Below are 23,402 nucleotides of genomic sequence, written 5' to 3' on the forward strand. Positions count from 1 at the left end.
CCTCGAACACCCGACATGGCGCACACCACGGGCGTAACCCTCACCACATCCAGTAAACCTAGCGCCCACTCGGTTTTCGTGCTTTCCTGTGCTTGGCCCGCAGGTCGAAGGCCTCGCCCGGCCCGCGGCTCAGGCGCACCCCGCCCCCTCTCGCCCCGCAGGGGCACGGCCACCAAGGAAGTTGGTCATGAGCACATCCGAGACACGGCACACGTCTGCCTCCCCGCGGAACGTCGTCACGGACACAGCGCAGGACGCGCCGCCGGCCGGACGCGGCGCCAACCTGGGCGGGCTGCTCTCGCTGCTCGCCGTCGGCAACATCGCGATGTACATGGTCTACATGGGGGTCGGGCAGGTTCTGCTGCCGCTCCAGGTGGAGGCCATCGACCCGGCGGACAAGGTCGCCAACTTCGGTCTGGTCTCCGGCATCTCCGCGATCTTCGCGACGCTCTTCAACCCACTCGCCGGTGTCCTCTCGGACCGATCCCGGCGGCGAAATCCCTGGATCCTCGGCGGCGGCATCGCGGCCCTGGGCGCGCTCGCGCTGCTCGGTGCGATGAAGTCGATCCTCCTGGTCACCATCGGCTGGTGTCTGGTGCAGGCGACGATGAACGTCTACCAGGCGGCCATCACCGCGGTCGTGCCCGACCGGGTGCCGGTCGAGCGCCGCGGGCTCGCCTCGGCGACGGTGGGCATCGGCATCCCGGTCGGCTCGATGGTCGGTGTCGCGCTGGCCACCATGTTCGTGCCGCACGACGTGCCCACCGGGTATCTGGTGCTCGGCGCGGTCATCGCGGGCGCGGCGGTGCTGTTCACCTCGCTGGCGCGGGAACGGAAGCTGCCCGAGCAGGACACCGTGCCGCTGGGCAAGCAGCTGGCCGCGTTCGCGGCGGCGCTGCGGGTGGCGGACTTCCGGTGGGCGTTCGTCGGCCGGTTCCTGCTGACGCTCGGCTACTTCGTGATCGTGGTGTACCAGCTGTACATCCTCCAGGACCACATCGAGCTGCCGAAGGGCCTGAGCCCGACCGACGCGATCACGATCATGACGCCCGTGAACTCGATCGCGATGCTGGTCGCGACGGTCGCCGGCGGTGTCCTCTCCGACCGGATCGGCCGCCGCAAGCCGTTCATCGCGGCCTCCTGCGTACTCACCGCGGCCGGCATGGTGGTGCCGCTGGTCAGCCCGGACTGGACCGGCATGCTGGTCTTCTCCGTCATCAACGGGCTCGGCTTCGGCTGTTTCATGGCGGTGGACACCGCCCTGGTCACCCTGGTGCTGCCGAGCGCGGAGGACGCCGCCCGCGACATGGGCGTGCTGAACATCGCCAACGCCGGCCCACAGATCATCGCCCCGTTCGTCGCCTCCCTGGTGGTCGGCGCGTTCGGCGGCTACGACGCCCTGTTCGTGGTCGCCGCCGTGGTCACCGCCCTCGGCGCCCTGTCCGTCGTCCCGATCCGCAGCGTGCGCTGACCGTCCCAGCCGGGCCGGTCCCCCTCTTGGAGAACCACATGAGCACCACCCCCATCCCCCGTAACGACGGCCACCCCTACCGGGACCCGTCCCTCCCCAGCTCCGAGCGCGTCGCCGACCTCATCTCCCGGATGACCCTGGAGGAGAAGGCCGGTCTGCTCTTCCAGACCATGCTGACCATGCACCCCGACGGCCGCCCGGTCGAGGCCGGCGAGGATTCCATGGTCTCCACGGACACCACCGGCATGGTGCGCTCCAAGCTCATGAGCCACTTCAACCTCTTCGGCACCGCGGGCCCACGCCAGATGGCCGAGTGGCACAACACCCTCCAGGAGATGGCCGCGAGCACCCGTCTCGGCATCCCGGTCACCGTCTCCACCGACCCCCGCCACTCCTTCACCGCGAACATCGGCGCCTCCATCGAGGCCGGTGCCTTCTCGGCGTGGCCCGAGCCGACCGGCCTGGCCGCCACTCGCGACCCGGAACTGGTCCGCCGCTTCGCCGATGTCGCCCGCCGCGAATATCTCGCGGTCGGCCTCCGCGTCGCCCTGCACCCGCAGATCGACCTGGCCACCGAGCCCCGCTGGTCCCGCCAGATGGGCACCTTCGGCGCGGACGCCGCACTCACCGCCGAGCTGGTCCAGGCGTACGTCCTCGGCTTCCAGGGCGAGCGTCTCGGCCCGGACGGCGTGGCCACCATGGTCAAGCACTTTCCCGGCGGCGGCCCGCAGAAGGACGGCGAGGACCCGCACTTCCCGCACGGCAAGGAGCAGATCTACCCGGGCGGAATGCGCGAGCACCACCTGGCCCCGTTCAAGGCGGCCATCGCGGCCGGCGCCTCGCAGATGATGCCGTACTACGGCCAGCCGGTCGGCACCGACTGGGAAGAGGTCGGCTTCGGCTTCAACAAGGGCGTGATCACGGGGCTGTTGCGCGATCAGCTCGGCTTCGACGGCATCGTCTGCACCGACTGGGGCCTGCTCAACGACGAGGCGATCTTCGGCGAGATGCACCAGGCCCGCGCCTGGGGCGTCGAGCACCTGACCGTCGCCGAACGCGCCGCGAAGGCGATCGACGCGGGCGCCGACCAGTTCGGCGGCGAGTCCTGCCCCGAGGTGATCGTCGACCTGGTCCGCTCCGGCCGCCTCTCCGAGGACCGCATCGACCGCTCCGTACGACGTCTGCTGCGCGAGAAGTTCGTCCTCGGCCTCTTCGACAGCCCGTACGTCGACCCCGACGCGGCCGAGGAGATCGTCGGCAACAGCGAGTTCCGCGCGGCCGGCCAGTCGGCCCAGCGCCGCTCACTCACCGTCCTGGTCAACCACGAGCGGACACTGCCGGTTGCCGACAAGCGTCCGAAGCTGTACGTCGAAGGGCTCGACGTGCGGGTCGCGGCCCGGTTCGGCAAGCTGGTGGACGACCCTGCGGACGCGGACCTCGCGGTGCTGCGCCTGTTCACCCCGTACGAGTTCCGGGAGAACAAGTTCGAACAGCTCTTCCACTCGGGGCGCCTGGACTTCACCGAGGAGGAGCTGAAGCCGGTCCTGGACCTCCTCGACGCCGTACCGACCGTCGTCTGTCTGAACCTGGAGCGGCCCGCCGTCATCCCGGAGATCGCCGAGCGGGCGGCGGCACTGATCGTCGACTTCGGCGCGAGCGACGAGGCGCTGCTCGACGTGGCTTTCGGGCGGGCCAGGGCGGAGGGCCGGCTGCCGTACGAGCTGCCGCGCTCGATGGCCGCTGTCGAGGCGTCCCGGTCCGATGTGCCCCACGACACGGCCGATCCGGTCTTCCCCTTCGGGGCCGGACTGGACCTCTGAGACGCTCGGACACCCGGATCCCCGCCCCCACCCCACAGAGCAGGAGTCACCCCTGATGACCACCAGCCCCACCGTCCTGACCAGCAGCGGCCCCGTGCGCGGCGAGCGCCGCGAGAGCGGGATGCGGTTCCTCGGCATCCCGTACGCCGCGCCGCCGGTCGGTGAGTTGCGGTTCGCGGCTCCGGTTCCGCCCGAGCCGTGGACCGAGGTGATGGACGCGACGGCGTACGGGCCGACCGCTCAGCGCCGTCCGTTCGGCGAGGTCACGACCATTCCCGAGCCGACCGTTCCGGGCGAGTCGATCCTCAACCTGAATGTGTTCACCCCGGACGTCGCCTCCCCTGCCGGGAGCGGTCTCCCGGTCCTGGTGTGGATCCACGGCGGCGGCTACGTGGCCGGTTCGGCAGCCAGCCCCTGGTACGACGGGGCGGCCTTCAACCGGGACAGCGTGATCGTGGTCTCGTTCGGATACCGGCTGGGCATCGAGGGCTTCCTGCACCTGGCGGACGCGCCCGACAACCGTGGGGTGCTCGACTGGATCGCGGCCCTGCAGTGGGTGCGTGACAACATCGCGGCCTTCGGCGGCGATCCGTCCAAGGTGACCGTCGCGGGTCAGTCGGCGGGCGGCGGCGCGGTCCAGACACTGCTCGCGACGCCTGCCGCGCAGGGCCTGTTCCGCGGCGCGATCTCGGTGTCCGGAGCGGTGATGCAGCCGCAGGGGCGTGACATGGCGCTGACCATCTCCCGCCTGTTCACCGAGCGGACCGGAGTCCCGGCGACCGCCGCCGCGCTCCGCGACAAGTCCGACGACGAGCACCTCGCCCTCATGGATGCGTTGAACGCGCCCGGCCCCGAGCGCCAGTCACTGCCGCTGGTCGTCCTCGCCCCCTTCGCCGACGGCGAGCTGATCCCCGCCCCGGTGATGGACGCTCTCACCACCGGCGACGCGGGCACCGGTACCTCGCTGATGCTCGGCTTCACCTCCCACGAGTTCAACCTCATGCCCGCTCCGGACGGCGGCGAGGAGATGCTGCGCGCCGCACTGGCCGCCATGGGCCTGGACCCGGACCGCACCCAGCGTTTCCTCGACCTCAACAAGGACACCCCGGGCGCCCTCCTCGGCCAGGCGGCCACCGACACCACCTTCCGCGCCCCCTCCCTCGCCATCACCGAGGCCCGCGCCGCCCGACAACTCCCCACCTGGCTCTACCAGTTCGAGTACACGTCCACCGCCGCGACCTACGCGGGCCTGGCGAGCCACTGCCTCGACCTGCCCTTCGCGTTCGGCTTGCCCGCCGACGCCGAAGGTGTCACCGCCGCTCTGGGCGAGAACCCGCCGCAGCGCTTGACCGACGCCATGCACTCCGCCTGGGTCGCCTTCGTGACCGATCTCGACCCGGGTGCCGGCTGGCCCCGCTACACCACCTCACAGCGCTCCACGATGATCTGGGACGCCGAGCCGCACACCGAGTCCGACCCCCTGGGCCCGGTCCGCGGGATCTGGCTGGGCTGACCCGGACGGCGAGGCGGGCCGGTCAGCTCTCCGACCGGTCCTCCTCGCCACCGGACCGTTCCGGCAGCCCCGCCCCGTCCACCGTCACCGACCGCAGCAACCGGTCGAAGTAGGCCCGCAGCCGCCCCACCATGTCGTACGTCTCCGGGGCGAGCGCCCACTGCAGCTGCAGCCCGTCCATCACCGCCGCGATCTCCGCGGCCAGCGCCTCCGGGTCGGTGTCGGGCTTGACCTCACCACGCTCGACGGCGTCCCGGAGCTCCCTGCCGATCTCCTCGATGACCGTGCGGTAGCGGCCGACGAAGAAGTCGTGCGCGGGGTGGCCCCGCTCGCCCGCCTCCCCTACCAGTGCGTTGAACATCTTGGTGCGGCCCGGCCGGTCGGCGTTGTACGCCGCGAGGCCGAGCAGCGTCTGAAAGGTCTCGACGGCGGACTGCGGCTCGCGCGCGAAGAGCCGCTCCCCGCCCTGCTCGTCGGTCCGCTGCAGCACCGAGATCAGCAGATCCTCCTTGCTGCGGAAGTGGTGCAGCAGCCCACCCTGCGTGATCCCCACGTCCTTTGCGATCCGCGCGAGCGACGAGGCATGGAACCCCCACTGCGCGAAGTGCTCGACAGCGGCGTCCAGAATCCGGGCACGGCGCTCGTCACCCACGGCGTAGCTGCCACGAGCCGCGGTTCTACGGGGCTTTCCATCCTGCGTGCGGTCCATGCGGACCACCTTAGCTTGGCGTTTAACGTCCACCCGGGGTCAGCTCGTTGAGCTGACCCCGGGCTTCGCCGTTCCGAGCCGCACCCAAGTTACTTGTGCGGCGCGGGCCCCGTTGTGGAGCGGATCACCAGTTCGGGGTCGAAGAAGAGTTCTCCCGTCGGTACTTCGCGGTTGCTGACGAGCGACAGGACGCTGCGGCCGACTTCGAGGGCGAGCCGGTCGGCCGGCTGTCTCACGGTGGTCAGGGGCGGATCGACAAACTCTGTGATCATGGAGCCGTCGTAGCCCACGACGGAGACATCCCCAGGGACCGAGAATCCCTGCCGGCGGATGCCGCGGATCGCGCCGAGGGCCATGTAGTCGCTGGCTGCGACGATGGCGGTGGCACCGAGCTGTAGCAGGGTATGCGCGGCTGACTGACCGCCTTCGACGGTGTAGGACTGCCTGATCACCCAGCGTTCGGCGTCCTGGCTGCCCCGTTTGGCCATGGCGTCGAGGAAGCCCTGCACACGCCGGTCGGCCGGGTGGTTGCCGGCTGGCCCGGATGCCATGCCGATGGCGCGGTGACCGAGACGGTGCAGATGGTCCACGGCCAGTTCGGCTGCCAGCGCGTCGTCGGTGGAGAAGACGGGCGCGGGAACGTTGTCGGCGAACCCCCCGTTGACACCGATGTACGGGATGCGTCGGGAGCGGAGCATCTCGTACGTTTCGGTGTCGGCGCCCTCCACGGTGTTGGACGAGGACAGGAACACGACGGCCGCGATGCCCTTGTCGATGATCGAGGCGATGAACTCCCGTTCCTGGACCCCTCCGGGAAACGCCGGGCACAACACGGCCTTGAGTCCGTGTGGTGCCAGTGCCGCCTCGATGCGTTCGGCGACGTCGGCGAAGAAGGGGTTGGAGACGTGCTCGGTGATCACCGCGACCAGTTGGCCCTCCACGGGCCTCTCGTAGCCGAGTTCTGTCATGGCCCTTTCGACGGCGTCCCTGGTCTTCGTCGCCACTCCTTGACGCCGGTTGATGACCCGACTGACGGTGGCCTCGCTCACACCCGCCCGGGCAGCGATCTCAACGATGCCGACCTTCATTCGTCCCCTTTTCACTGGCAGGGTCATGCGGTTTTCCGGATCAGGGCCAGCCCCATGTTCGGCACTGGCAGGTTGTGCAGGCCGGAGGTGAGCGTGATCCGGGTCCGCTCGATGATACGGCCGGAGGGATCACGGATCTCGACCTCCACCTGCGCTCCCTCGTCCTGGACCTCCAGCACCAGCCGGTTCTCGGCAGTCGCGTTGATCAGGACCGTCTCGCGATGGACCGCAGGCTGCACCGGTACGGTCCGGTCGCTGAACACGGACACCACGTTCACCCCGTCCGCTCCGGCCTGCACCAGAGTGTAGAGATCGTCAGGGCGGCCGGGCTCGACCATTCCGTCGAGCAGTTGGGGGCGCAGGCGGCGCCACTGGGCCAGCCAGAAGCGGACCGCTTCGGCGTGGTCCTCAGGGAGTGCGTCGAGGCGCACGGAGACCTGTGGAACGGAGTGAAGTGCCCCGATGAGCTGCCGTGCGGCGGTCGTCGCGGGGGCCGTGGTGTCCCACAGCAAGGGGTCGGAGTGGACGACACCGCCAACGGCGAGCAGTGCGGTGTCGATCGTGCGGACGCGGTTGGCCGTGGAGTCGGCCGGGCAGTCGAAGGATCTGAGCATGTTGCCGAACGCGGCCATGCCCGGACCGACGTAGGGTTGACGCAGTTCCAGTAGCAGATCGGATCGCTCGGCGAGCAACGCGGTGCGCAGTTCGGTGAGCAGGAGTGTGAGTGCCTGCCCGACATCGCCCCTGCCGTCGCCTGCGTAGGCCATGGCTTCGTCGAGGAAGTCGACCTTGAGTCCGTCGAGACCGTAGTCGCGCACCAGGCGTACGCACAGGCGGACGACGTGGGAGCGGACTTCGGGGCTGCGGGGGTCGAGGACGTGAGCACCGGGAACCTTGGCGAGGGCCGGGGCGTAGGAAGCCCATTGCTCGTAGCAGTCGGTCCGGGGGCCCAGGAGCAGAGGCGCGACCCAGGCCATGTAGCGCAGTCCGAGTCGGCGTACGCGGGTGACGTGAGTGGCGAAGTCGGGGAATTTGTCGGGGTCGGGGAGCCAGTCGCCCACGCCCGCGTATCCGCGGCCGCTGCCGAAACGCTGCCAGCCGTCGTCCAGGATGAGTGTGCCGAAGCCCATGTCCGCGGCGAGTGCGGCCTGCTGCTCGACGGCTGTCGCATCGACCTGCTGGTTGAAGGCGTACCAGGTGCTGTACAGAGGCAGTCGGGCCGCTTCGGGAACTGGCATGGCGGCCGGAGTCTGCTTTTCGTACCAGCCGCGCAGCAGGCGCATGGCCGAGGCGACTGAGGGGCTGCGTGGTACGAAGAGGATGCGGTGCGGTGTGGTGGAAGGCGGCAGTTCGAGGTGGACGACGTGGGTGTCGTTCTCCTCGGAGACTCCGAAGCGCAGGGCGACCTCGGGGACGGGGTCGGCTGCGGCGAATGCGAGCAGCGTGGCGCCCGAGTAGTCGTAGAGGCAGCCGGCGGCGAGGCCGTCGATGAGGCTGACCCTGGACCTGCCTTCCCAGTCGGCGACCAGGGTCCGGCTCCAGCCTGCCTTCGGGTGCCAGTAGCCGGCTGTGTCGCCAAGCGGGGCGGAGAGCCGGATCTCCACCGGTGAGCCGGGAGCTTCGACTTGCAGCATTCTCAGGCCGCCGGGCACTTCGGACAGTGTCCAGGCGGGGTCGGTGCCCGGGGCCAGGACGGCGATCTCCACGGTGTCGAGCAGTGGCTCGAAGGTGGCGGGCGCCAGTTCCGCGGTGGTGACGGCCTCGGTGGGCTGGGTGCTCACGATCACTCCTTGACAGCGCCGGCGAGCAGGCCGGAGACGAAGTGGCGTTGAAGGGCCAGGAAGACGATGATCATGGGAATGGCGGCGACGGCCGTTCCGGTGAGGATGGCCCCGTAGTCGGTGTCGTCGACGCCCTGGAGTGAGGCGAGTGCGACGGGAATGGTGAGGGAGGCATTGTCGCGCAGGACGATCAGGGGCCAGATGAAGTCGTTCCACTGGTAGAGGAACAGGAAGATGCCCAGTGCTGCCAGGGCGGGCCTCATTGGCGGCAGGACGACCCGCAGGAACAGACGCAGTTCGCCGCAGCCGTCCATGCGGCCGGAGTCGAGCAGTTCGTCGGGCAGCGCAGCCATTGACTGGCGCATGAGGAAGATGCCGAACGGGAGCGCCAGGTTGGGCATGATCACTGCCTGATACGTGTTGAGCCAGTGCAGCTCGGCCATCATCTTGAACAGCGGAACCAGTGTGACCTGGGTCGGGATGACCAGCCCCAGCATCAGCATGCCGAAGAGTGCGTCACGGCCCTTGAAGCGGTACTTGGTGAAGGCGTAGCCGGCCAGGGTGCAGACGGCTCCTGCGCAGACTGTGTAGATGACCGCGATGAGCAGTGAGTTGAGCACGACCTGCCCGAAGGATGCGGTCTCCTGCAGGCTGGAGATGTTCTTGCCTAGGTCCCCGCCGGGAAGAAGTGGCGGCGTGGAGTCGAAGATCTCGTCGGTGCTGTGGGTGCTGGCGATGACGAGCCAGTAGAAGGGCAGGAGCACGCCGGCGAGCACGATGGCCAGCCCCGAGGTCAGCAGGATGCCGCGGCCTGGGCGGTGCGGGCCGGTGCGTGGTGCGCGGGCGGCGCCACGTGTGGGGGTCGTCATGATTTGTCTCCCAGGACCCGGAACTGGATCAGGCCGAGGACTCCGATCAGCACCGCAAGGACGTAGGCGATGGCCGACGCGTAGCCGAAGTCGAAGTACGTGAAGGCGTTCTGGTACAGGTACACGCCGATGGTCAGCGTGGCGTTGTCGGGGCCGCCGCGGGTGAGGATGTACGGCTCGTCGAAGATCTGCAGGGTGCCGATGGTGGAGAGCACCGTGGCAAGGAGGATCGCCGGACGCAGTCCCGGAAGCGTCACGTGACGGAAGGACTGCCAGGCTCCGGCTCCGTCGACCGAGGCGGCGTCGTACAGCTCCTTGGGAATGGTCTGCAGGCGGGCCAGCAGAATCACCGCGTTGTAGCCGGTGTAGTGCCAGGTCAGTGCCAGACCGAGGGAGATCTTTGCCCACAGCGGATCAGTCAGCCACGGTACTTCGCCGATTCCGACGAGCGAGAGCAGCCAGTTGACCAGTCCGTACTTCTCGTTGAGCAGGACGGAGAAGATGACACCGTACGCCACGAGGCCGGTGACCATCGGCATGAAGAATCCGAGCCGGAACACCGAGCGCGCCCGCAGGAGGACCGAGTTGAACGCGACGGCCAGGCCAGTGGCAAGCGCCAGCATGATCGGCACCTGGACGGCCAGGATGACTGCCGTGTTCTTCAGTGCCGTCCAGAACAGCGGGTCGTCCAGCAGCCGCTTGTAGTTGTCCGCTCCGACGAAGATGTCGACGCCGTCGACCGTCTTGTGGAGGCTGAGAACGAACGACCAGCCGATCGGGTAGAGCTTGAAGGCGGCGAACAGCAGCACGGCGGGCAGGACGAAGGCGTACGGCGCGAGACGGCGCGCGCTCAAGCGCGGTGGTCGGGAGTCGCGCACACCCGCCGTTCGCACCGTACGGTTCGGGGAAGTGACAACACTCATCGGGCGACCTGGCGTCCGGTCTGGGAAGCGAGCTGGTCCGCCGCCGCATGCAGCACCTTGGCCGGGTCGGCGCCCTTGAGCAGCACCTTCGTCTGGGCGTCGGTGACCACCTTGAGCGCTCGGGCATAGTCGGAGGTGTAGTTGAACGCCGGCGAGGGCGCCTTGAGGGCACCGAAGAAAATCTCACCCTTCTTCTGACCGCCGAAGAACTTCGACGGCTCGTGGAAGACCGGATCGTCGTACGCCTTCAACAGGGCCGGGGCGATCCCCTTGCCCCGGTAGATCTGGACCTGCGACTCGGGCCGCGTCAGCGCGAACTCCACGAAGTTCCAGGCCGCGGCCTGGTGCTTGCTGGTGCCGGCGACGGCCAGGTGTGTGGAATTCACGGTGGCGGCGGTGGCCCCGCCGCGGCGTACGGACGGGGGCAGACGCACACCCCACTTACCCGCCTGGTCGGGGACCGTCTCCTCGATGATGCCGCCGAACCAGGTCGGCCACGGCAGGACCGCCGCCGTTCCCTTCTTGATCGAGCTGATCAGCGCGTTCCAGCCGCCGGAGATGTCGCTGACAAGTCCGGCGTCGTTCATCTTCTTGATGAGCGACATGGCACGCACGGCCTCGGCGGAATCGAGGGTGATGTCGCCGTCGGTGTTGAAATAGAAGCCGCCCTGCAGCTGGAGCAGCAGCTGGAAGAAGTTCGCCGAGTCCTGCTGCGAGGCGGGCTTGTCGATCCCCAGAAGGTACTTGCCCGTCTTCTTCTTGATCTTCTTGCCGGCCTCGATCGCGTCGTCCCAGGTGTCGAGCGCTCCGACATCGACACCGGCTTCCTCGAAGACATCGGCACGGTAGTAGAACCCGGCCGAGTTCGCCTCCCACGGCAGCGCGTTCACCTGTTCGCCCTTGGGCGAGACCGTCTCCCACAGGCCCTTCGCGAAGGAGTCCCGGTACTTGTGGGCTCCCAGCTTGCCGAGATCGGCAAGCTGGCCCGGGAAGCGGTCCACGTATCCGGGCAGGTAGTCGACGCCTATGTGCAGTACGTCCGCGAGGCCCGCCCCTCCGGCTGCCATGCCCGTGGTGATCTTGTCCCAGATCGCCGGGTTCCCGATGTCCTGCACGGTCACCTTGATGTCCGGGTACTTCTTGTTGAACGCCGGAACCAGCGCCCGCAACTCCGCCGCCGGGCCCTGCCAGCTCCACACCGTGATGGAGCCCTTGGTGGCGTCACCGACATCGCCGCCCTGAGCACCCGTGCTGCCGGTGCCTGAGCAGGCGGTCAGGCCGCCGAGGCCCGCTCCTGCGGCAAGTGCGCCGCCCACTCCTAGAACTCTGCGACGACTCATGTCCATGAGATGACCACCTCTGCATGCGGCTCGGGCATCGACCGAACGTCGGGCGATTGCAGGGAAGTTAGCAACCAGCAACACTCACTTGCAATGGTTGATTGAAAACTTTCTGATCGATTCCGCATCGCAGGCTTGCAGGACTATTGCAACCCGTCGAGCGCCGCTGCTAGCTTTCGGCCACTCACTCGAGCCCCGCACTGGAGTACGCCATGAGGCATCGCCGTCCTGCCCGCCTGGCAGTCGTAGCCACACTCGCCACACTCGCCCCGCTCACACCACTGACCCTGGGCAGTCCGGCCATCGCAGCCACCTCAGCGCTGACCCTCAGCAATCCCGGCTTCGAGGACGGCACCACGGGCTGGACGTTCACTTCCGGCACCGGAGTCGCCACCAACGCACCGCACGGTGGCGCAAGGCTCGCGTACCTGGATGCCGGAAGCGGCAAAAAGGTGGCGCAGACCATCACGGCGTCCGGCGACGGTACGTACGACTTCTCCGCCTGGATCGCCACCGGCGGCCCGGGGGGAAGGTTCGTCGCCCGGGTGAACGGCGCGCAGGCCGGTGCGGTGGATCTGCCCAGCCGGTCCGGCTACGCCCGCTACACGATCAGCCGGGTGTCCCTGAAAAGCGGCGACCAGCTGGAGCTCGCCTTCGAGTCCGGCAGCAGCTGGGTCAACGCCGACGACATCATGGTCTCCCCCGCGGCCCCGGTCGACCCGGTGATCTCGTCCTCCGACCCCAAGATCGTCGAGATGTTCGACTGGTCGAAGCGCAAGGCCAACAGCTGGGTCCAGATGCCCGGCACGACCGGTCCGCTGAACGTCGACGAGGGCAACCGGTCCGGAACCGGCACCGGCACGTACGGCCCGTCCTACTGGGCCGGGTATGCGCATCGCAGCGGCTACTACTCACGCGACATGGCTCACCAGCTCGCCGGCGCCTCCGTCCTCGGACTGAACGACGCGAACAAGGCCATGCTGCGTGCCTTTGCCGGCTCCGCGACGTCCGAGCACAAGTACTACCCCGTATGGGCCATCAACTTCGACAACAAGACATACCTCTCGATCGACTACCGGAGCCCAACCTCCTTCGTCCGAGAGGTCCCGGCCACGTTCGAGCTGGTGGAGAAAGCCCATCACGCCTACCGCTGGAGCGGCGACAGCGCCTACGTCAACGACAGCACGCTCTGGGACTTCTACAAGCACGCGACCAAGGACTTCGTAGGACTCCACGACGCCAACAAGCCCAACGGTGTCGCCGAAGGCACCGGCAACGGCATCTTCGCCGGCGCCGCCAGCTACAACGAGGTCGGAGAGGAGCACCTGGCCGAGTCCGGGGACTCCATCGGATCCCAGTACCAGGCATACCGGGCGATGTCCGACCTGGCCGCCGCCAAGGGCGACCAAACCCTGTCCAAGGAGTTCCAGCAGCGGGCCGACAGCCTCAAGGCGTACTTCAACGACACCTGGAGCGGCTCCGGCTCAGGGGCCGCCATGGTCCGCGGCTACACCACCGACGGCAAGGCGCTCACCGGCTGGGGCAAGGAGAACAGCTGGTTCATGCCCATGAAGCAGATCATCAATCCGGGGGCGCGCGCCGACGCCTACCTCGACTATGTCGACGAGCAGGCCAGCGGCAGCGGCAAGCCGTCCAACATCGAGGCGATCAGCTACCTGCCGGACACCTTCTTCGCCTACGAGCACAACGACACGGCCTGGAAGTGGATGCAGTACGTCTACGACAAGCGGAACGACCAGCACCCGGTGTCCAAGCAAGGCCCCAACGGCGACTACCCCGAGGTCTCCTACACCCTGCTGAGCCAGACCGTCGAGGGCCTCATGGGCGTGCAGCCCAACGCCCCGGGGCACGCCCTGAGCACCCAGTCCCGCATGCCTGCCGGAATGGGCTGGCTGCAGATCAAGGACATCAAGATCGGCGGTAACACCTTCACCCTGCGTCATGACGGCGCCACCAAGTCGACCCTGACCAACGCCACGGGTTCGGCCCGCTACAAGTGGGAGGCCCGCTTCCCCGGCAGCCGCTCGACGATCAAGGTCAACGGCGTCCCCCAAGCAGTCAAGACGAAGACCGTCAACGGAAAGACCTGCACCTACGCAAAGGTGTCCGTCGCACCCGGACAGAAGGTCACTGTGCAAGTCTCGTAACGAGAAAGTGTCATGAATTAAGCACTGCAGCAGTGCTTGAGGTGACGAGGTCGCAGTTCATGGGCTGTGGCCTCGTACACCTGGACGATCTGGAGCACCGACGAGCGGGCAAGTGTCTGGGGTGAGAAGCAGGCCTCCGCCGGCGAGTCTGGCGCCCTGTGCGAGCTCGTCCACCGGATGCGGCTGAGTACCGAACACGAGAGGACGCCGAGGTACCGACGCCCCAGACGCCGGGGGCGGCACGACAACTCGCACGAGGGATCGTCAAGCCCTACCGGCGAGCACCGCTTCGAGCTCAATCCCGCGGACGACCTCGGCACTGGCTTCGCCCTGTGGTAGCCGCCCCGCCGACCGGCTGAGCAAGCGCGTGCGCGGTGCCGGAGTCCCGCTTACGCCTCTCACTCTCAGGGTTGTGGGCTGAGTTTTTTTGGGGCCAACCCCACCCGGTTTCGGGGGCTTTCCCGGAGTGTGCCGAGGTGTCCGCCGCCCCTAGGGCGTGTATGTCAACTGCCCTACGCATCAAGGCCTTCGCGGCATGCGTGGCGGTGCTCGCCGTCACCGCGACGACCACCGCCACCGCCACAGCCGCTGACCCGGACCCGTTGGCCCGCTTCCACGGCCAGCATGTCGACTGGCACGCCTGCACCGTCGGCGCCGGCGACGAGCTCGGCCAGAAGCTGGACGCCGCCGGCGCCGACTGCGCCGACATCACCGTGCCGCTCGACTACGCCGACCCCGGCGGTCGCACCATCACCGTCGCCATATCCCGCCTGAAGGCCACCGACACCGCCCACCGTGTCGGCCCGCTGCTGCTCAACGACGGGGGACCGGCCGGCCCCAGCCTCCACATGCCACTGACCAAGTCGGAGGTGATGGGAGAGGTCGCCGACCGCTACGACCTGATCGGCATGGACCCGCGCTTCGTCGGCCGGAGTACCCCGCTGGACTGCGGCTGGGACCTCGGCTCCGCCCTCGTCCGCTCCGCGGGCGCCGACCTGGCGGCGTACCGCGAGGAAGTCGCCGTCGCGCGCGAGCTGGCCCGGCGGTGCAAACGCGCTCACGGCGACGTGCTGCCGTACGTCACCACCCGCAACACCGCCCGCGACATGGACGTCATCCGCGCCGCCCTCGGCGAAAACGCACTCTCCTACCTCGGCTACTCCTACGGAAGCTACCTCGGCGAGGTCTACACCCAGCTCTTCCCCGGCCGCACCGACCGCATGGTGCTCGACGGTGTCAATTCCCCTGAGCACTACAGCCACAGCCTGCTGCACGGCGCCGAGGCGGCCGACGAGGCGGCCCTGCGCGCGTGGGCGTCGTGGGCCGCCGCACGGCACGGCACCTACGGGCTGGGCGCCACGCGCGTCGAGGTCCTGGCGACGGTGGAGCACATCCTCGGCGCCGCTGCGGAGGAGCCGCTGCGGATCGGAAAGGCGTACCTGCTGGACGAGTACGTGCTCCCCTCCGTCTTCTTCGACGGCCTCGGCAGCGACCTCGACGAGCGGCGCGCCGACCTGGCCGGGACCGTACGTCTCCTGGCGCGCGCTGCGGACCGAGAGCCGGTCGAGCCGTCCGAAGAACTCGCCGGGCAGTTGGAGTTCCTGCTGACCGGGGCAAGCTCGGCCTCCTCCAGTCAGATGACCGCGATCGTCTGCGGCGACGTGGCCGAGCGGCGCGGCGTCGGCAGCTACTGGCGCGCAGTCGAGGAGTCCCGCGAGCGGTTCCCCCTCGCCGGGCCGCTGGCCAACAACATCACCCCCTGCGAGTTCTGGGACCGGCCCACCGAGGCGCCGACCGTGCTCGACAACGACGTTCCGGCCCTGCTCGTCAACGCCACCGGCGACCCCCGCACCCTCTACGCCGGCGCCGAGGCCATGCGCGAGCAGTAGCCGAGCTCCCGGCTGCTCACCGTGGAGGGCGCCCGCCAGCACGGCCTGTACGGCGAGTACGGCAACGCCTGCGTCGACGAGCGCGTCAACGCCTACCTGCGCACGGGACGACTCCCCGCACACGGCCTGACCTGCGAGGCGTAGCCCTGGCAGCGGTACCCGGCGACGCGGGCGGTGCCGGCGTCGCCGGGGCGCACACACCGAGACCGGCCGTGGGGAACATCGGCACAGCGGTCTCAGCGACGAAGGTCCGAAACGGCTCGGGCAGCACGATCCCGTGTTCTGCCTCAAAGGCATGGACTGCCTCCCAGCCAAGAGCCAGGTCGCCCCATGATCTCAGCGACGCCAACCGCCCTCTCCGCCCGGAAGCCGATGGGGCGTTTCCCTTTCACCAAGCAGAAAGCCTCTCCGCGCAGGAGCGAGAGAAGTTCAACGAGATCACGCGCTCGCCGCACCTTCCGTAGCGGCGGCGGCCGTAACGTGTCCGGCCCGCAACAACGGGGCGGAAAGGGCTTCTGTGAGGCGGTCCAGCCGCGTGTGGAGGGTCCGCACGAGCCGGGCACGGTTCTGGGCGCAGCAGGCAGTTCCTTCCAGCGGTGCGGACGGGCGCCCGGCGGTTTGGCGAAGGACGATGTCGGCGAGGGCGCCGCGGCCGTCGTTCCTCGGCAGGGAGGCGACGTGGCGCCGGACGTCGTCGGCAACCGCGCGGGCGTGTCCGGTCGACTGAAGAGCGATCTGCTCGTAGTCCCGGGGTGCCAGGTGCGGGTCCTTCCACGCGAGCACGGCGGTGACGAGCGCTTCGTACCGGGCGCGGTCCAGGGGGAGTTCGGCTTCGATCAGGCCGTGGGGGCCGTGGAGCGCGGTGTGGGTGCCGCTCACCTTCGCCTCGCCGTGTCGTCGTGGTCGCCGATGCTGTCGTCCGGGGCCTGGGTGGTGTGGGCAAGGAAGCGGGCGTAGCCGCCTCCGTTGCTGGTGCGCCGGTGTCGTTCGACGCTATGGAGGATGCGGCCTCCCGTTCAACGAGATTGCGAAGAATTGCGGAGGTTTACTCCAGGGCGTCGATCGCGGCCTGGACGAGCGCGCGGGCCGTGTCCCCGTAGACCGCCATCTCCGCGAGGCTGGTGAACGCCTTCGCGTAGTCGGCGAGTTCGCGCGGCTGTTTCACCTTGATCTCTGCCGTGAGGGTCTCCACCACGGCCTCGGTGTCGTCGTGGAGGTGGAACGCCTCCAGCGGCCATACGGTGCGTTGTGCGGTGAACGGGATGATGCCGAGGGAGACGGACGCGAGGGGCATCACGGCCAAGAGGTGGCGCAGCTGGCCTTTCATGGTGTCGGGTCGGCAGTGCGGTAGCGCAGGACGGATTCCTCCATGAGGACGACGTAGCGGTGGCCGCCCTCGTAGAGGAAGCGGGAGCGGGCGATCCGGGCGGCGACCGCTTCGGAGACGTCGTTGGGGGTGCCCTGGAAGCGGGTGAGCTGCTCCATGAGGGCGGTGGCGAAGCCGGGCGTTTGGAAGAAGCCCGGCGGCACGTTGGAGACGTGGACCCGGCGGACGCGGGTGCGCTCGTGGACGGCGTTCCAGTGCTGTTGGACGTTGCGCATGCCGTTGCGGTGCAGGCGGCGCCATTCCAGGTACATGGAGTCGACCGCGCGGACGGTGGCTATGAGGTCGTCGGTGCGCTCCTTGCCGTCCGGGGCCCCGTCGCCGGTGCCGGTGAAGTGGTGGAACGGCACGATGCGGCCGTCCAGGAGCCAGAAGTCGTTGCCTGGCAGCGGGATGTCGCTCGCGTGCCGACGAGACAGCCGGCGCACGTCTTCCCCGACTTGGAGGTTGAGCGGGGTAATGGCGTGCTCGTAGCGGATGTGGTCGGTGACCGGCTCGGACACGATGCGGGCGCGGCGCATGACCACGCCGCGGGCGACCGCGTCCTTGACGAGCGGCATCCACTGCGGCCAGAACGAGCGGGCCGGATCCAGGTTCGGCATGCCGGTGCGCAGAAAGTTCTCGAAGTCCTCCCGCTCGTCGCCGACCGCGTAGACGTCGCGCATCTCCAGATGGACGGCGCTGCGGTGGGTGGCCGCAAGAAGGTCAGCGAACGTCGCGGTGTTCAGCGGCTCGTTCTGCCGCATCGCACGCCTCCGTCAAGAACGGCACCATGCGGGCCGGAATCCGGATCACCCGCTCGTGAGCGGGGACCCCCGTCGTATGGCCGGGCACCCACTGGGTGGAGCCGACCTCGGCCTTGAGGAGTTCATCGGCCGCCGCACCCTGGCGGACCAGATCCGCGCTCTCCTCTTTCACCCACACCGTCGGCACCCCCTCTCCTCCGGTGCTCGGGTAGACGCCGACGAACCGTAACGCCATGATGCTCTCCCCCGTCGAGTCCATTGCGTGTAGTTGCGCAACAACCGTCCCGCGCTGAGGTGTCAAGGCTCAAGGGCACAGACAGCACCGCGACCGGTTCGTGTGACGCCCGGGACCGGTTCGTCGTCGGCCTGTGCGACTCCAGGAACCGGGCCCCGGAGCTGTCGTGGCTGATCCCCAGCGCGCTCACGGTGCCGGTGACGGCGACGGCGCAGATCTGGGAGGCATCCGTGGGGGCCTGGGGTGATGTGGACAGGGGGCGACAGCTGGGGTTGAGCATGGATCCGGGCTCGCCAGTATTCGGGCCGGTGGCATACAAGCTGACACTCTCACAGGTGGCCCCGGCGGGCCGCACGGGGCCTGCCGGGGAAGGTTCGGGGGCAGTTCTTAGCCCGACCGTGTGAGGTGCCCGGCCGAAATACAGCTGCGTTGCGCGCCGGTCTGTCCCGCCTGCGGCGCAGGGTGCTTTCGTCTGGGGCCGGATGTGCGACGGCTCCTGGGTCTGTCCTGGCGGCCGGCCGACGTCTGGCCTTCCCCAGGCGCTCGCCCGTTCCCTGAGTGCGTGCCGTCCGAAACGCCGAGAGGAGAGGAGAGGTCGTGGTGGCAGGAAAAGCCGACGAGAACAGTGGGGCAATGTCCGCGCAGCTGCTCAGGGGCCAGAAGGCGCTGGTGACCGGTGCCAACTCGGGTATCGGCGAGGCGACTGCCATTGCTCTGGGCCGGGCCGGAGCGGACGTGGTGGTGAATTACGTCGTCGGTGCGGACGAGGCCGAGAAGGTCTGTGCGCAGATCGAGGGCTTCGGGGTTCGCGCCTACGCCCACGAGGCCGACGTGTCCAACGAGGACCAGGTGGTCGCCATGGTCGCCCGGATGGTCGAGGAGTTCGGAACCATCGACGTCCTGGTGGCCAACGCCGGCCTCCAGCGGGACTCGGCCGTGACGGAGATGACGCTCGCGCAGTGGCAGAAGGTCATCGACGTCAACCTGACCGGGCAGTTCCTCTGCGCTCGGGAGGCCGCCAAGGAGTTCATGCGACGCGGCGTGGTGGAAGAGGTGTCCCGGTCGGCAGGGAAGATCATCTGCATGAGCTCGGTCCACCAGATCATCCCATGGTCGGGGCACGTGAACTACGCCTCCTCCAAGGGTGGAGTGGGGATGTTGATGCAGACCCTCGCCCAGGAGCTTGCCCCCCCATCGGATCAGGGTCAACGCGATTGCACCCGGCGCCATTCGCACACCGATCAATCGCAACGCCTGGTCAACCCCCGAGGCCGAGGCCGACCTCCTGCGGCTGATTCCGTACCGCCGCGTGGGCGACCCGGACGACATCGCCAACGCCGTCGTCGCCGTGTCCTCGGACCTGCTCGACTACGTCGTCGGCAGCACGCTCTACGTCGACGGTGGGATGACGCTCTTCCCCGGCTTCGCCACCGGAGGCTGATCCTCTGTGCAAGACCATGTGACGCCCGCCGGGTGGTGATCCTCGGCGGGTTTCGCCGGGTTGTTCGCCGCTCGCACGCCGCAGCGGTCACCGGTCGCGGTGGGCGATCCGCGGCGTCGGCCTTCAGCCCAAGGCATTCGACCTGGGCATCAGACCGGTCTCCACACTGATCGACGCCCCCAATGTCTTCTCGGTCGTCGTCGCGGTCCTGGCCGGCATCGTCGGGATCATTTCGCTGACCCAGGCCAGGACTAACGCGCGGCTCGGCGTCTTCATCTCAATCACCACCATCCCCACGGCCGCCGGCAGCGGCGTCTGTGCGTTCTCCTGCTGGAGCGAGGCGCGTGGCTCCCTGGTCCAACTCCTGCTCGATATCGTGCTGCTGGTCGTGGTCGGCGTGCTGATGTCAGATTCCAGCGGGCTGTCCGGCGGTTCATCAGCCGGCGCAGCGGGCGCTCCGGCGGCAGCTGAAGCCGCCGTCCTGTCCGGTAGGGGCACATCCCGTACTCCGAGCAGCCGTCCTCGCAGCCGGGCGGAGCGGTTGCTCCGCCGCCTGCGGCCCCGGTGGGCGAACGTGCCGGGCGATCGGGTCGGCAGGAACGTGTCGCGCTTGACCGGGCCGGTGCGGATCCGCAGGCTCCAACGAGTAGGCCAAGACCGCAGGCCACCATCACGCCCACGTTCGAGGACGTCGGCCGGGCGAACCAAGGAGGCCCCGCGTGCAGGAGAGCCGCACCGGATGGCAGCTGACCCTGCGCCGCGGCGCGCACAGTGTGGTCGTCGTCGAGCTGGGCGCGGCGCTGCGGTCGTACTTGGTCGGTGAACGCGCCGTGATCTACGGATTCACCGCAGAGGACCGGATCACCGCCGGGCGCGGCCAGATCCTGGTGCCGTGGCCCAACCGGGTCCGGGACGGCCGGTACCGGTGGGGCGGGCAGGACCTGCAGTTGCCGCTCACCGAGCCGGCCGGCGGCAACGCCATCCACGGACTGCTCCGGTGGACCTCGTGGCAGGTCGTGGAGGCGAGCAACAGCCGGGCGGTCCTCGACACTTCGCTGTGGCCACAGCCGGGCTACCCTTTCCATCTCCACGTCCGGGTCCAGTACGCCCTGGGTGAGGGCGGGCTCGAGGTCACTGTCACCGCGCGCAACCTCGACGAGAGCGCCGCACCCTACGGCTTCGGCCAGCATCCCTATGTCACGGCGGGCACCGCGGTCGTCGACCAGTCGGTGCTGACCGTCCCCGCCCGGACGTGGCTGCGCACCGATGAGCGCGGCCTGCCGGTGAGCGCCGAGCCGGTTGCCGGGACGCCGTACGACCTGCGTACGCCGCAGGCTGTCGGAGCGCGCCGACTGGACACCCCGTTCGCCGACCTCGACCGGGACACGGACGGGCGGGCCGTGGTTCGCCTGGCCCATCCGTCGGGTTCGTTCGGTACGGACGTGTGGCTCGGTGAGGGAACCGACTACGTGCAGCTCTACACCGGCGACACCCTCCCATCGGGGGAGCGGAGCCGCGCGGTCGCCGTCGAACCGATGACCTGCCCGCCGGACGCGTTCCGCAGCGGCACGGCGCTCGTCCGCCTCGGCCCGGGTGAGCGGCACCGTCCGGTGGGGGATTACGCCGTGGGGGGAATGACGGCGCAGTCATGGCCCTCGACTCATTGGGCCGGGGACCACCTCACCCTTCGACGTGGCCCTCGGAGGGACGCCGCACTCGTACGACCCGGGTAAGGGCTGTCCCGTAATCCCTGGCGGGCGTGCGACGACAGCTACGGCACCTCGCCGCGTTGTCGGAACGCCCGAATACATCCAGTATTCGGGCGTCCCTCCGCCTTGCGATGCACCGCATCTGACGCCGCACGCTGATCCACCAGGGATTACGGGACAGCCCTTATGCCTGATCGCCACAGCTACAGCCGTCATTCGGTAGTCGCACGTCGTTCGGTAAACCTCCTTGCGGGCCCGCATAGGGGGCATGCTCGGCGGTGACCCGCAATTCCAGAGGCCTCCGGCAGTGCTTCCTGGACCGCATTGGGCAGCCCCTTCAGCAGGCCCCATCCGCCCAGCTCAGAGGCATACTTCTCCTATTCGGTCAGCCCTCGGACGCCGGGGAGACGGACGTCCGCACGTCCCTTGTTCCGGGGTGCGGACGTCGTGCGCGCGGGATAGGCTACTCAGGGCAAGGTCAGGTTCTCCGGGTGGTTCTACAGACGCCCGGTCCGCATTCGCGGTGATCAATTCTGCCTGCGGAGACCTTTGATGTGCGTGGTGCACTCCTTCGTATTCGCAGGAGTGAGTAACTGCCGATTCCCTTCTTCGAAGGCGTGCCTCGCGCTTTGGGCGCCGTGGTGGTGCTTCCTCAGGGTCCGCAGCTTTGTGTCCCTGAAATGGAGTTCGGGATGAGAGTTGTCGTTGATCTTTCCCGGTGTCAGGGGTATGCGCAGTGCGCGTTCCTGGCTCCTGACACGTTCCGGATGCACGGTGAAGAAGCGCTGATGTACAACCCGAACCCCGACGATGGTCAGCGCGAGCAGGTGCTGCGTGCCGCGGCAGCCTGCCCGCTCCAGGCGATTCTGGTCGAGCAGTTGGAGGGGCGGGACGCGCCGGTGGGGACGTCGCAGTCATGACCAGCGCCGATACCCTGAAGGGGTTCAAGCGCGACGGCCGCGTCGTGATCGTCGGGGCGTCACTGGCGGGACTGCGAGCCGCGGAGGCTCTGCGCGATGAGGGGTTCACCGGATCCTTGACCATGATCGGTGACGAGTTGGGTGAGCCCTATGACCGGCCCCCGCTGTCCAAGCAGGTGCTGACGGGGTGGGTGCCGGCCGGGGGCACCACGCTGCCGCGACGTCGTGACATCGATGCGGAGTGGCTGCTGGGTGTGCCCGCCGACGGGCTGGACCTGGCGACCAACCATGTGCATCTCGCCGACGGCCGCGAGGTTCCTTTCGACCGAGTTCTGATCTCCACCGGGGTACGGGCCCGGCCTTGGTTCGTCGAGACCGAAGCGGCCCTGGACGGAGTGTTCGTCGTGCGTACGCGCGAGCACGCCGACGGCCTGCAGCGAGCCCTCGCCTCCGGGCCCTCCCGCGTGCTGGTCATCGGCGCGGGCTTCACGGGCTCCGAGATCGCCTCTATCTGCCGCGAGCGGGATATCCCGGTGACCGTCGCCGAGCTCGCGCCGGCCCCGCTGGTCGGGGCGCTCGGCGCCGTGATCGGTGATGTCGCGGCGGACATGCAGCGCGCCCATGGCGTCGACCTGCGCTGCGGTGTCAAAGTCACCCAGCTGGAGGGCGACGCGCAGGGGCGCTTTCACCGCGCCCACTTCGACGACGGCAGCGCCATCGACGCCGACGTGGCGGTGGTGGCGCTCGGCGGCATCCGCAACACCGAGTGGCTGCGCGACTCGGGACTGGCGGCAGGCCCATGGGGTATCGCCTGCGACACGGGCTGCCGCGCCCTCGATCTCAACGGCCTGATCACCGACGACATCTTCGTCGCCGGAGACGTGGCACGTTGCCCGAACCCGATCTACGAGTACCGGCTCATCTCGCTGGAGCACTGGGTCAACGCTGTGGAGCAGGCCCAGGTCGCGGCGCACAACATGGTCAGCGCTCAGGCGGACCGCTGGCCGCACCTGTCCATCCCGACGTTCTGGTCGATCCAGTTCGGCGTCAACATCAAGTCCGTTGGTGTACCGACTTTCGCCGACGAGGTCGTCGTCACCCAGGGGTCGGTGCCCGACCGCCGCTTCGTCGCCGCGTACGGCTACCAGGGCCGCGTCACCGCGGCGGTCAGTTTCAACAACGCGAAGTGGCTGGACCACTACCGGCAGTTGATCGAGACGGCCGCGCCCTTCCCGCCGCCCTGCCCCACGCCCGACGAACCCGTCGACGCGAAGCCGGTGCCTGTCGACTTCCCCGGCCCCAGGCTGCTCGCCCAGGGCGCCACGGTGGTCGTCACCGGCCACGACCCGGGCGAGCGGCGCGTCACGGCCGCGTGGCAGCACCGGTAGGAGGGAAA

16 protein-coding genes and 4 pseudogenes are annotated in these 23,402 nt (G+C 68.7%); 10 read left to right on the forward strand and 10 right to left on the reverse strand.

From position 1 onward, the window contains the following. Positions 1 to 187: 187 nt before the first annotated feature. Genes OG520_RS02445 through OG520_RS02455 form a run of 3 tightly spaced genes read left to right on the forward strand, consistent with a single transcriptional unit; the run spans position 188 to position 4,804 of the window. Entirely contained in the window at positions 188 to 1,471 is a 1,284-nt protein-coding gene (locus OG520_RS02445) for an MFS transporter (RefSeq protein WP_323180327.1), read from the forward strand. 38 nt (positions 1,472 to 1,509) lie between these two features. Further along, the gene (locus OG520_RS02450) at positions 1,510 to 3,291 is read left to right on the forward strand and encodes a glycoside hydrolase family 3 protein (protein ID WP_406011993.1); all 1,782 of its coding nucleotides are present in this window, start codon (positions 1,510 to 1,512) and stop codon (positions 3,289 to 3,291) included. Between the two features lie 55 nt (positions 3,292 to 3,346). Then, positions 3,347 to 4,804, forward strand: coding sequence for a carboxylesterase/lipase family protein (locus OG520_RS02455; RefSeq protein WP_399331086.1), 1,458 nt, complete (start codon positions 3,347 to 3,349; stop codon positions 4,802 to 4,804). Positions 4,805 to 4,826: 22 nt separating this feature from the next. On the opposite strand, the gene OG520_RS02460 is transcribed toward OG520_RS02455, so the two are convergent. The 6 genes from OG520_RS02460 to OG520_RS02485 form a co-directional block, all read right to left on the reverse strand. Beyond that, a complete protein-coding gene (locus tag OG520_RS02460) occupies positions 4,827 to 5,513 on the reverse strand; it encodes a TetR/AcrR family transcriptional regulator (RefSeq protein WP_399331084.1) in 687 nt (228 codons plus the stop codon). An 89-nt stretch (positions 5,514 to 5,602) separates the two neighbouring features. Further along, positions 5,603 to 6,601, reverse strand: coding sequence for a LacI family DNA-binding transcriptional regulator (locus OG520_RS02465; RefSeq protein WP_406011994.1), 999 nt, complete (start codon positions 6,599 to 6,601; stop codon positions 5,603 to 5,605). A 23-nt stretch (positions 6,602 to 6,624) separates the two neighbouring features. Continuing rightward, entirely contained in the window at positions 6,625 to 8,382 is a 1,758-nt protein-coding gene (locus OG520_RS02470) for a glycoside hydrolase family 36 protein (RefSeq protein WP_406011995.1), read from the reverse strand. Between the two features lie 2 nt (positions 8,383 to 8,384). Further along, positions 8,385 to 9,251, reverse strand: a complete 867-nt coding sequence (locus OG520_RS02475; RefSeq protein ID WP_399331078.1) for a carbohydrate ABC transporter permease — start codon at positions 9,249 to 9,251, stop codon at positions 8,385 to 8,387. Beyond that, positions 9,248 to 10,174, reverse strand: a complete 927-nt coding sequence (locus tag OG520_RS02480; protein WP_406011996.1) for a carbohydrate ABC transporter permease — start codon at positions 10,172 to 10,174, stop codon at positions 9,248 to 9,250. Before OG520_RS02480 ends, OG520_RS02475 begins: the two co-directional genes overlap by 4 nt. Continuing rightward, on the reverse strand, positions 10,171 to 11,520 hold the full coding sequence (locus OG520_RS02485; RefSeq protein WP_406011997.1) for an ABC transporter substrate-binding protein: 1,350 nt from the start codon (positions 11,518 to 11,520) through the stop codon (positions 10,171 to 10,173). Before OG520_RS02485 ends, OG520_RS02480 begins: the two co-directional genes overlap by 4 nt. 206 nt (positions 11,521 to 11,726) lie before the next feature. Here OG520_RS02485 and OG520_RS02490 point away from each other — a divergent pair, with 206 nt between their 5' ends. Beyond that, the gene (locus OG520_RS02490; protein WP_406011998.1) at positions 11,727 to 13,682 is read left to right on the forward strand and encodes a hypothetical protein; all 1,956 of its coding nucleotides are present in this window, start codon (positions 11,727 to 11,729) and stop codon (positions 13,680 to 13,682) included. Positions 13,683 to 14,182: 500 nt separating this feature from the next. Then, positions 14,183 to 15,715: pseudogene (locus OG520_RS02495) on the forward strand (alpha/beta hydrolase). A 294-nt stretch (positions 15,716 to 16,009) separates the two neighbouring features. On the opposite strand, the gene OG520_RS02500 reads toward OG520_RS02495, so the two are convergent. The 4 genes and pseudogenes from OG520_RS02500 to OG520_RS02515 form a co-directional block, all read right to left on the reverse strand. After that, positions 16,010 to 16,450, reverse strand: coding sequence for a restriction endonuclease (locus OG520_RS02500; protein WP_406011999.1), 441 nt, complete (start codon positions 16,448 to 16,450; stop codon positions 16,010 to 16,012). A gap of 166 nt (positions 16,451 to 16,616) precedes the next feature. After that, positions 16,617 to 17,254 (reverse strand): annotated as a pseudogene (locus OG520_RS02505) (DUF5753 domain-containing protein); the annotation flags it as partial. 42 nt (positions 17,255 to 17,296) lie between these two features. Beyond that, positions 17,297 to 17,701 (reverse strand): annotated as a pseudogene (locus tag OG520_RS02510) (DUF6879 family protein); the annotation flags it as partial. Then, positions 17,661 to 17,936 (reverse strand): hypothetical protein, encoded by a 276-nt coding sequence (locus tag OG520_RS02515; protein ID WP_406012000.1) that lies wholly within the window; start codon positions 17,934 to 17,936, stop codon positions 17,661 to 17,663. The pseudogene OG520_RS02510 and the gene OG520_RS02515, both read right to left, overlap by 41 nt. Before the next feature lie 633 nt (positions 17,937 to 18,569). Here OG520_RS02515 and OG520_RS02520 point away from each other — a divergent pair. The 5 genes and pseudogenes from OG520_RS02520 to OG520_RS02540 all read left to right on the forward strand — a co-directional run bounded on the left by OG520_RS02520 (position 18,570) and on the right by OG520_RS02540 (position 23,394). Next, positions 18,570 to 19,377 (forward strand): annotated as a pseudogene (locus tag OG520_RS02520) (SDR family oxidoreductase). Positions 19,378 to 19,612: 235 nt separating this feature from the next. After that, a complete protein-coding gene (locus OG520_RS02525) occupies positions 19,613 to 20,200 on the forward strand; it encodes a hypothetical protein (protein ID WP_406016406.1) in 588 nt (195 codons plus the stop codon). After that, positions 20,097 to 21,110, forward strand: coding sequence for an aldose 1-epimerase family protein (locus OG520_RS02530; RefSeq protein WP_406012001.1), 1,014 nt, complete (start codon positions 20,097 to 20,099; stop codon positions 21,108 to 21,110). The genes OG520_RS02525 and OG520_RS02530 overlap by 104 nt, the downstream gene beginning before the upstream one ends. Before the next feature lie 668 nt (positions 21,111 to 21,778). Further along, positions 21,779 to 22,006 (forward strand): ferredoxin, encoded by a 228-nt coding sequence (locus tag OG520_RS02535; protein WP_266430922.1) that lies wholly within the window; start codon positions 21,779 to 21,781, stop codon positions 22,004 to 22,006. Further along, entirely contained in the window at positions 22,003 to 23,394 is a 1,392-nt protein-coding gene (locus OG520_RS02540) for an NAD(P)/FAD-dependent oxidoreductase (RefSeq protein ID WP_399331062.1), read from the forward strand. Before OG520_RS02535 ends, OG520_RS02540 begins: the two co-directional genes overlap by 4 nt. The last annotated feature ends 8 nt before the right edge of the window (positions 23,395 to 23,402 follow it).

Origin of the sequence: Streptomyces sp. NBC_00984 (assembly GCF_045162475.1) — a bacterium.
Lineage (GTDB): Bacteria > Actinomycetota > Actinomycetes > Streptomycetales > Streptomycetaceae > Streptomyces.

Excerpts from the sequence above, each read along its gene's own strand:
- OG520_RS02445 (WP_323180327.1), top strand. The coding sequence starts at position 188 with ATGAGCACATCCGAGACACGGCACACGTCTGCCTCCCCGCGGAACGTC.
- OG520_RS02450 (WP_406011993.1), top strand. The coding sequence starts at position 1,510 with ATGAGCACCACCCCCATCCCCCGTAACGACGGCCACCCCTACCGGGAC.
- OG520_RS02455 (WP_399331086.1), top strand. The coding sequence starts at position 3,347 with ATGACCACCAGCCCCACCGTCCTGACCAGCAGCGGCCCCGTGCGCGGC.
- OG520_RS02460 (WP_399331084.1), bottom strand. The coding sequence starts at position 5,513 with ATGGACCGCACGCAGGATGGAAAGCCCCGTAGAACCGCGGCTCGTGGC.
- OG520_RS02465 (WP_406011994.1), bottom strand. The coding sequence starts at position 6,601 with ATGAAGGTCGGCATCGTTGAGATCGCTGCCCGGGCGGGTGTGAGCGAG.
- OG520_RS02475 (WP_399331078.1), bottom strand. The coding sequence starts at position 9,251 with ATGACGACCCCCACACGTGGCGCCGCCCGCGCACCACGCACCGGCCCG.
- OG520_RS02480 (WP_406011996.1), bottom strand. The coding sequence starts at position 10,174 with ATGAGTGTTGTCACTTCCCCGAACCGTACGGTGCGAACGGCGGGTGTG.
- OG520_RS02485 (WP_406011997.1), bottom strand. The coding sequence starts at position 11,520 with ATGGACATGAGTCGTCGCAGAGTTCTAGGAGTGGGCGGCGCACTTGCC.
- OG520_RS02490 (WP_406011998.1), top strand. The coding sequence starts at position 11,727 with ATGAGGCATCGCCGTCCTGCCCGCCTGGCAGTCGTAGCCACACTCGCC.
- OG520_RS02515 (WP_406012000.1), bottom strand. The coding sequence starts at position 17,936 with ATGGCGTTACGGTTCGTCGGCGTCTACCCGAGCACCGGAGGAGAGGGG.
- OG520_RS02535 (WP_266430922.1), top strand. The coding sequence starts at position 21,779 with ATGAGAGTTGTCGTTGATCTTTCCCGGTGTCAGGGGTATGCGCAGTGC.
- OG520_RS02540 (WP_399331062.1), top strand. The coding sequence starts at position 22,003 with ATGACCAGCGCCGATACCCTGAAGGGGTTCAAGCGCGACGGCCGCGTC.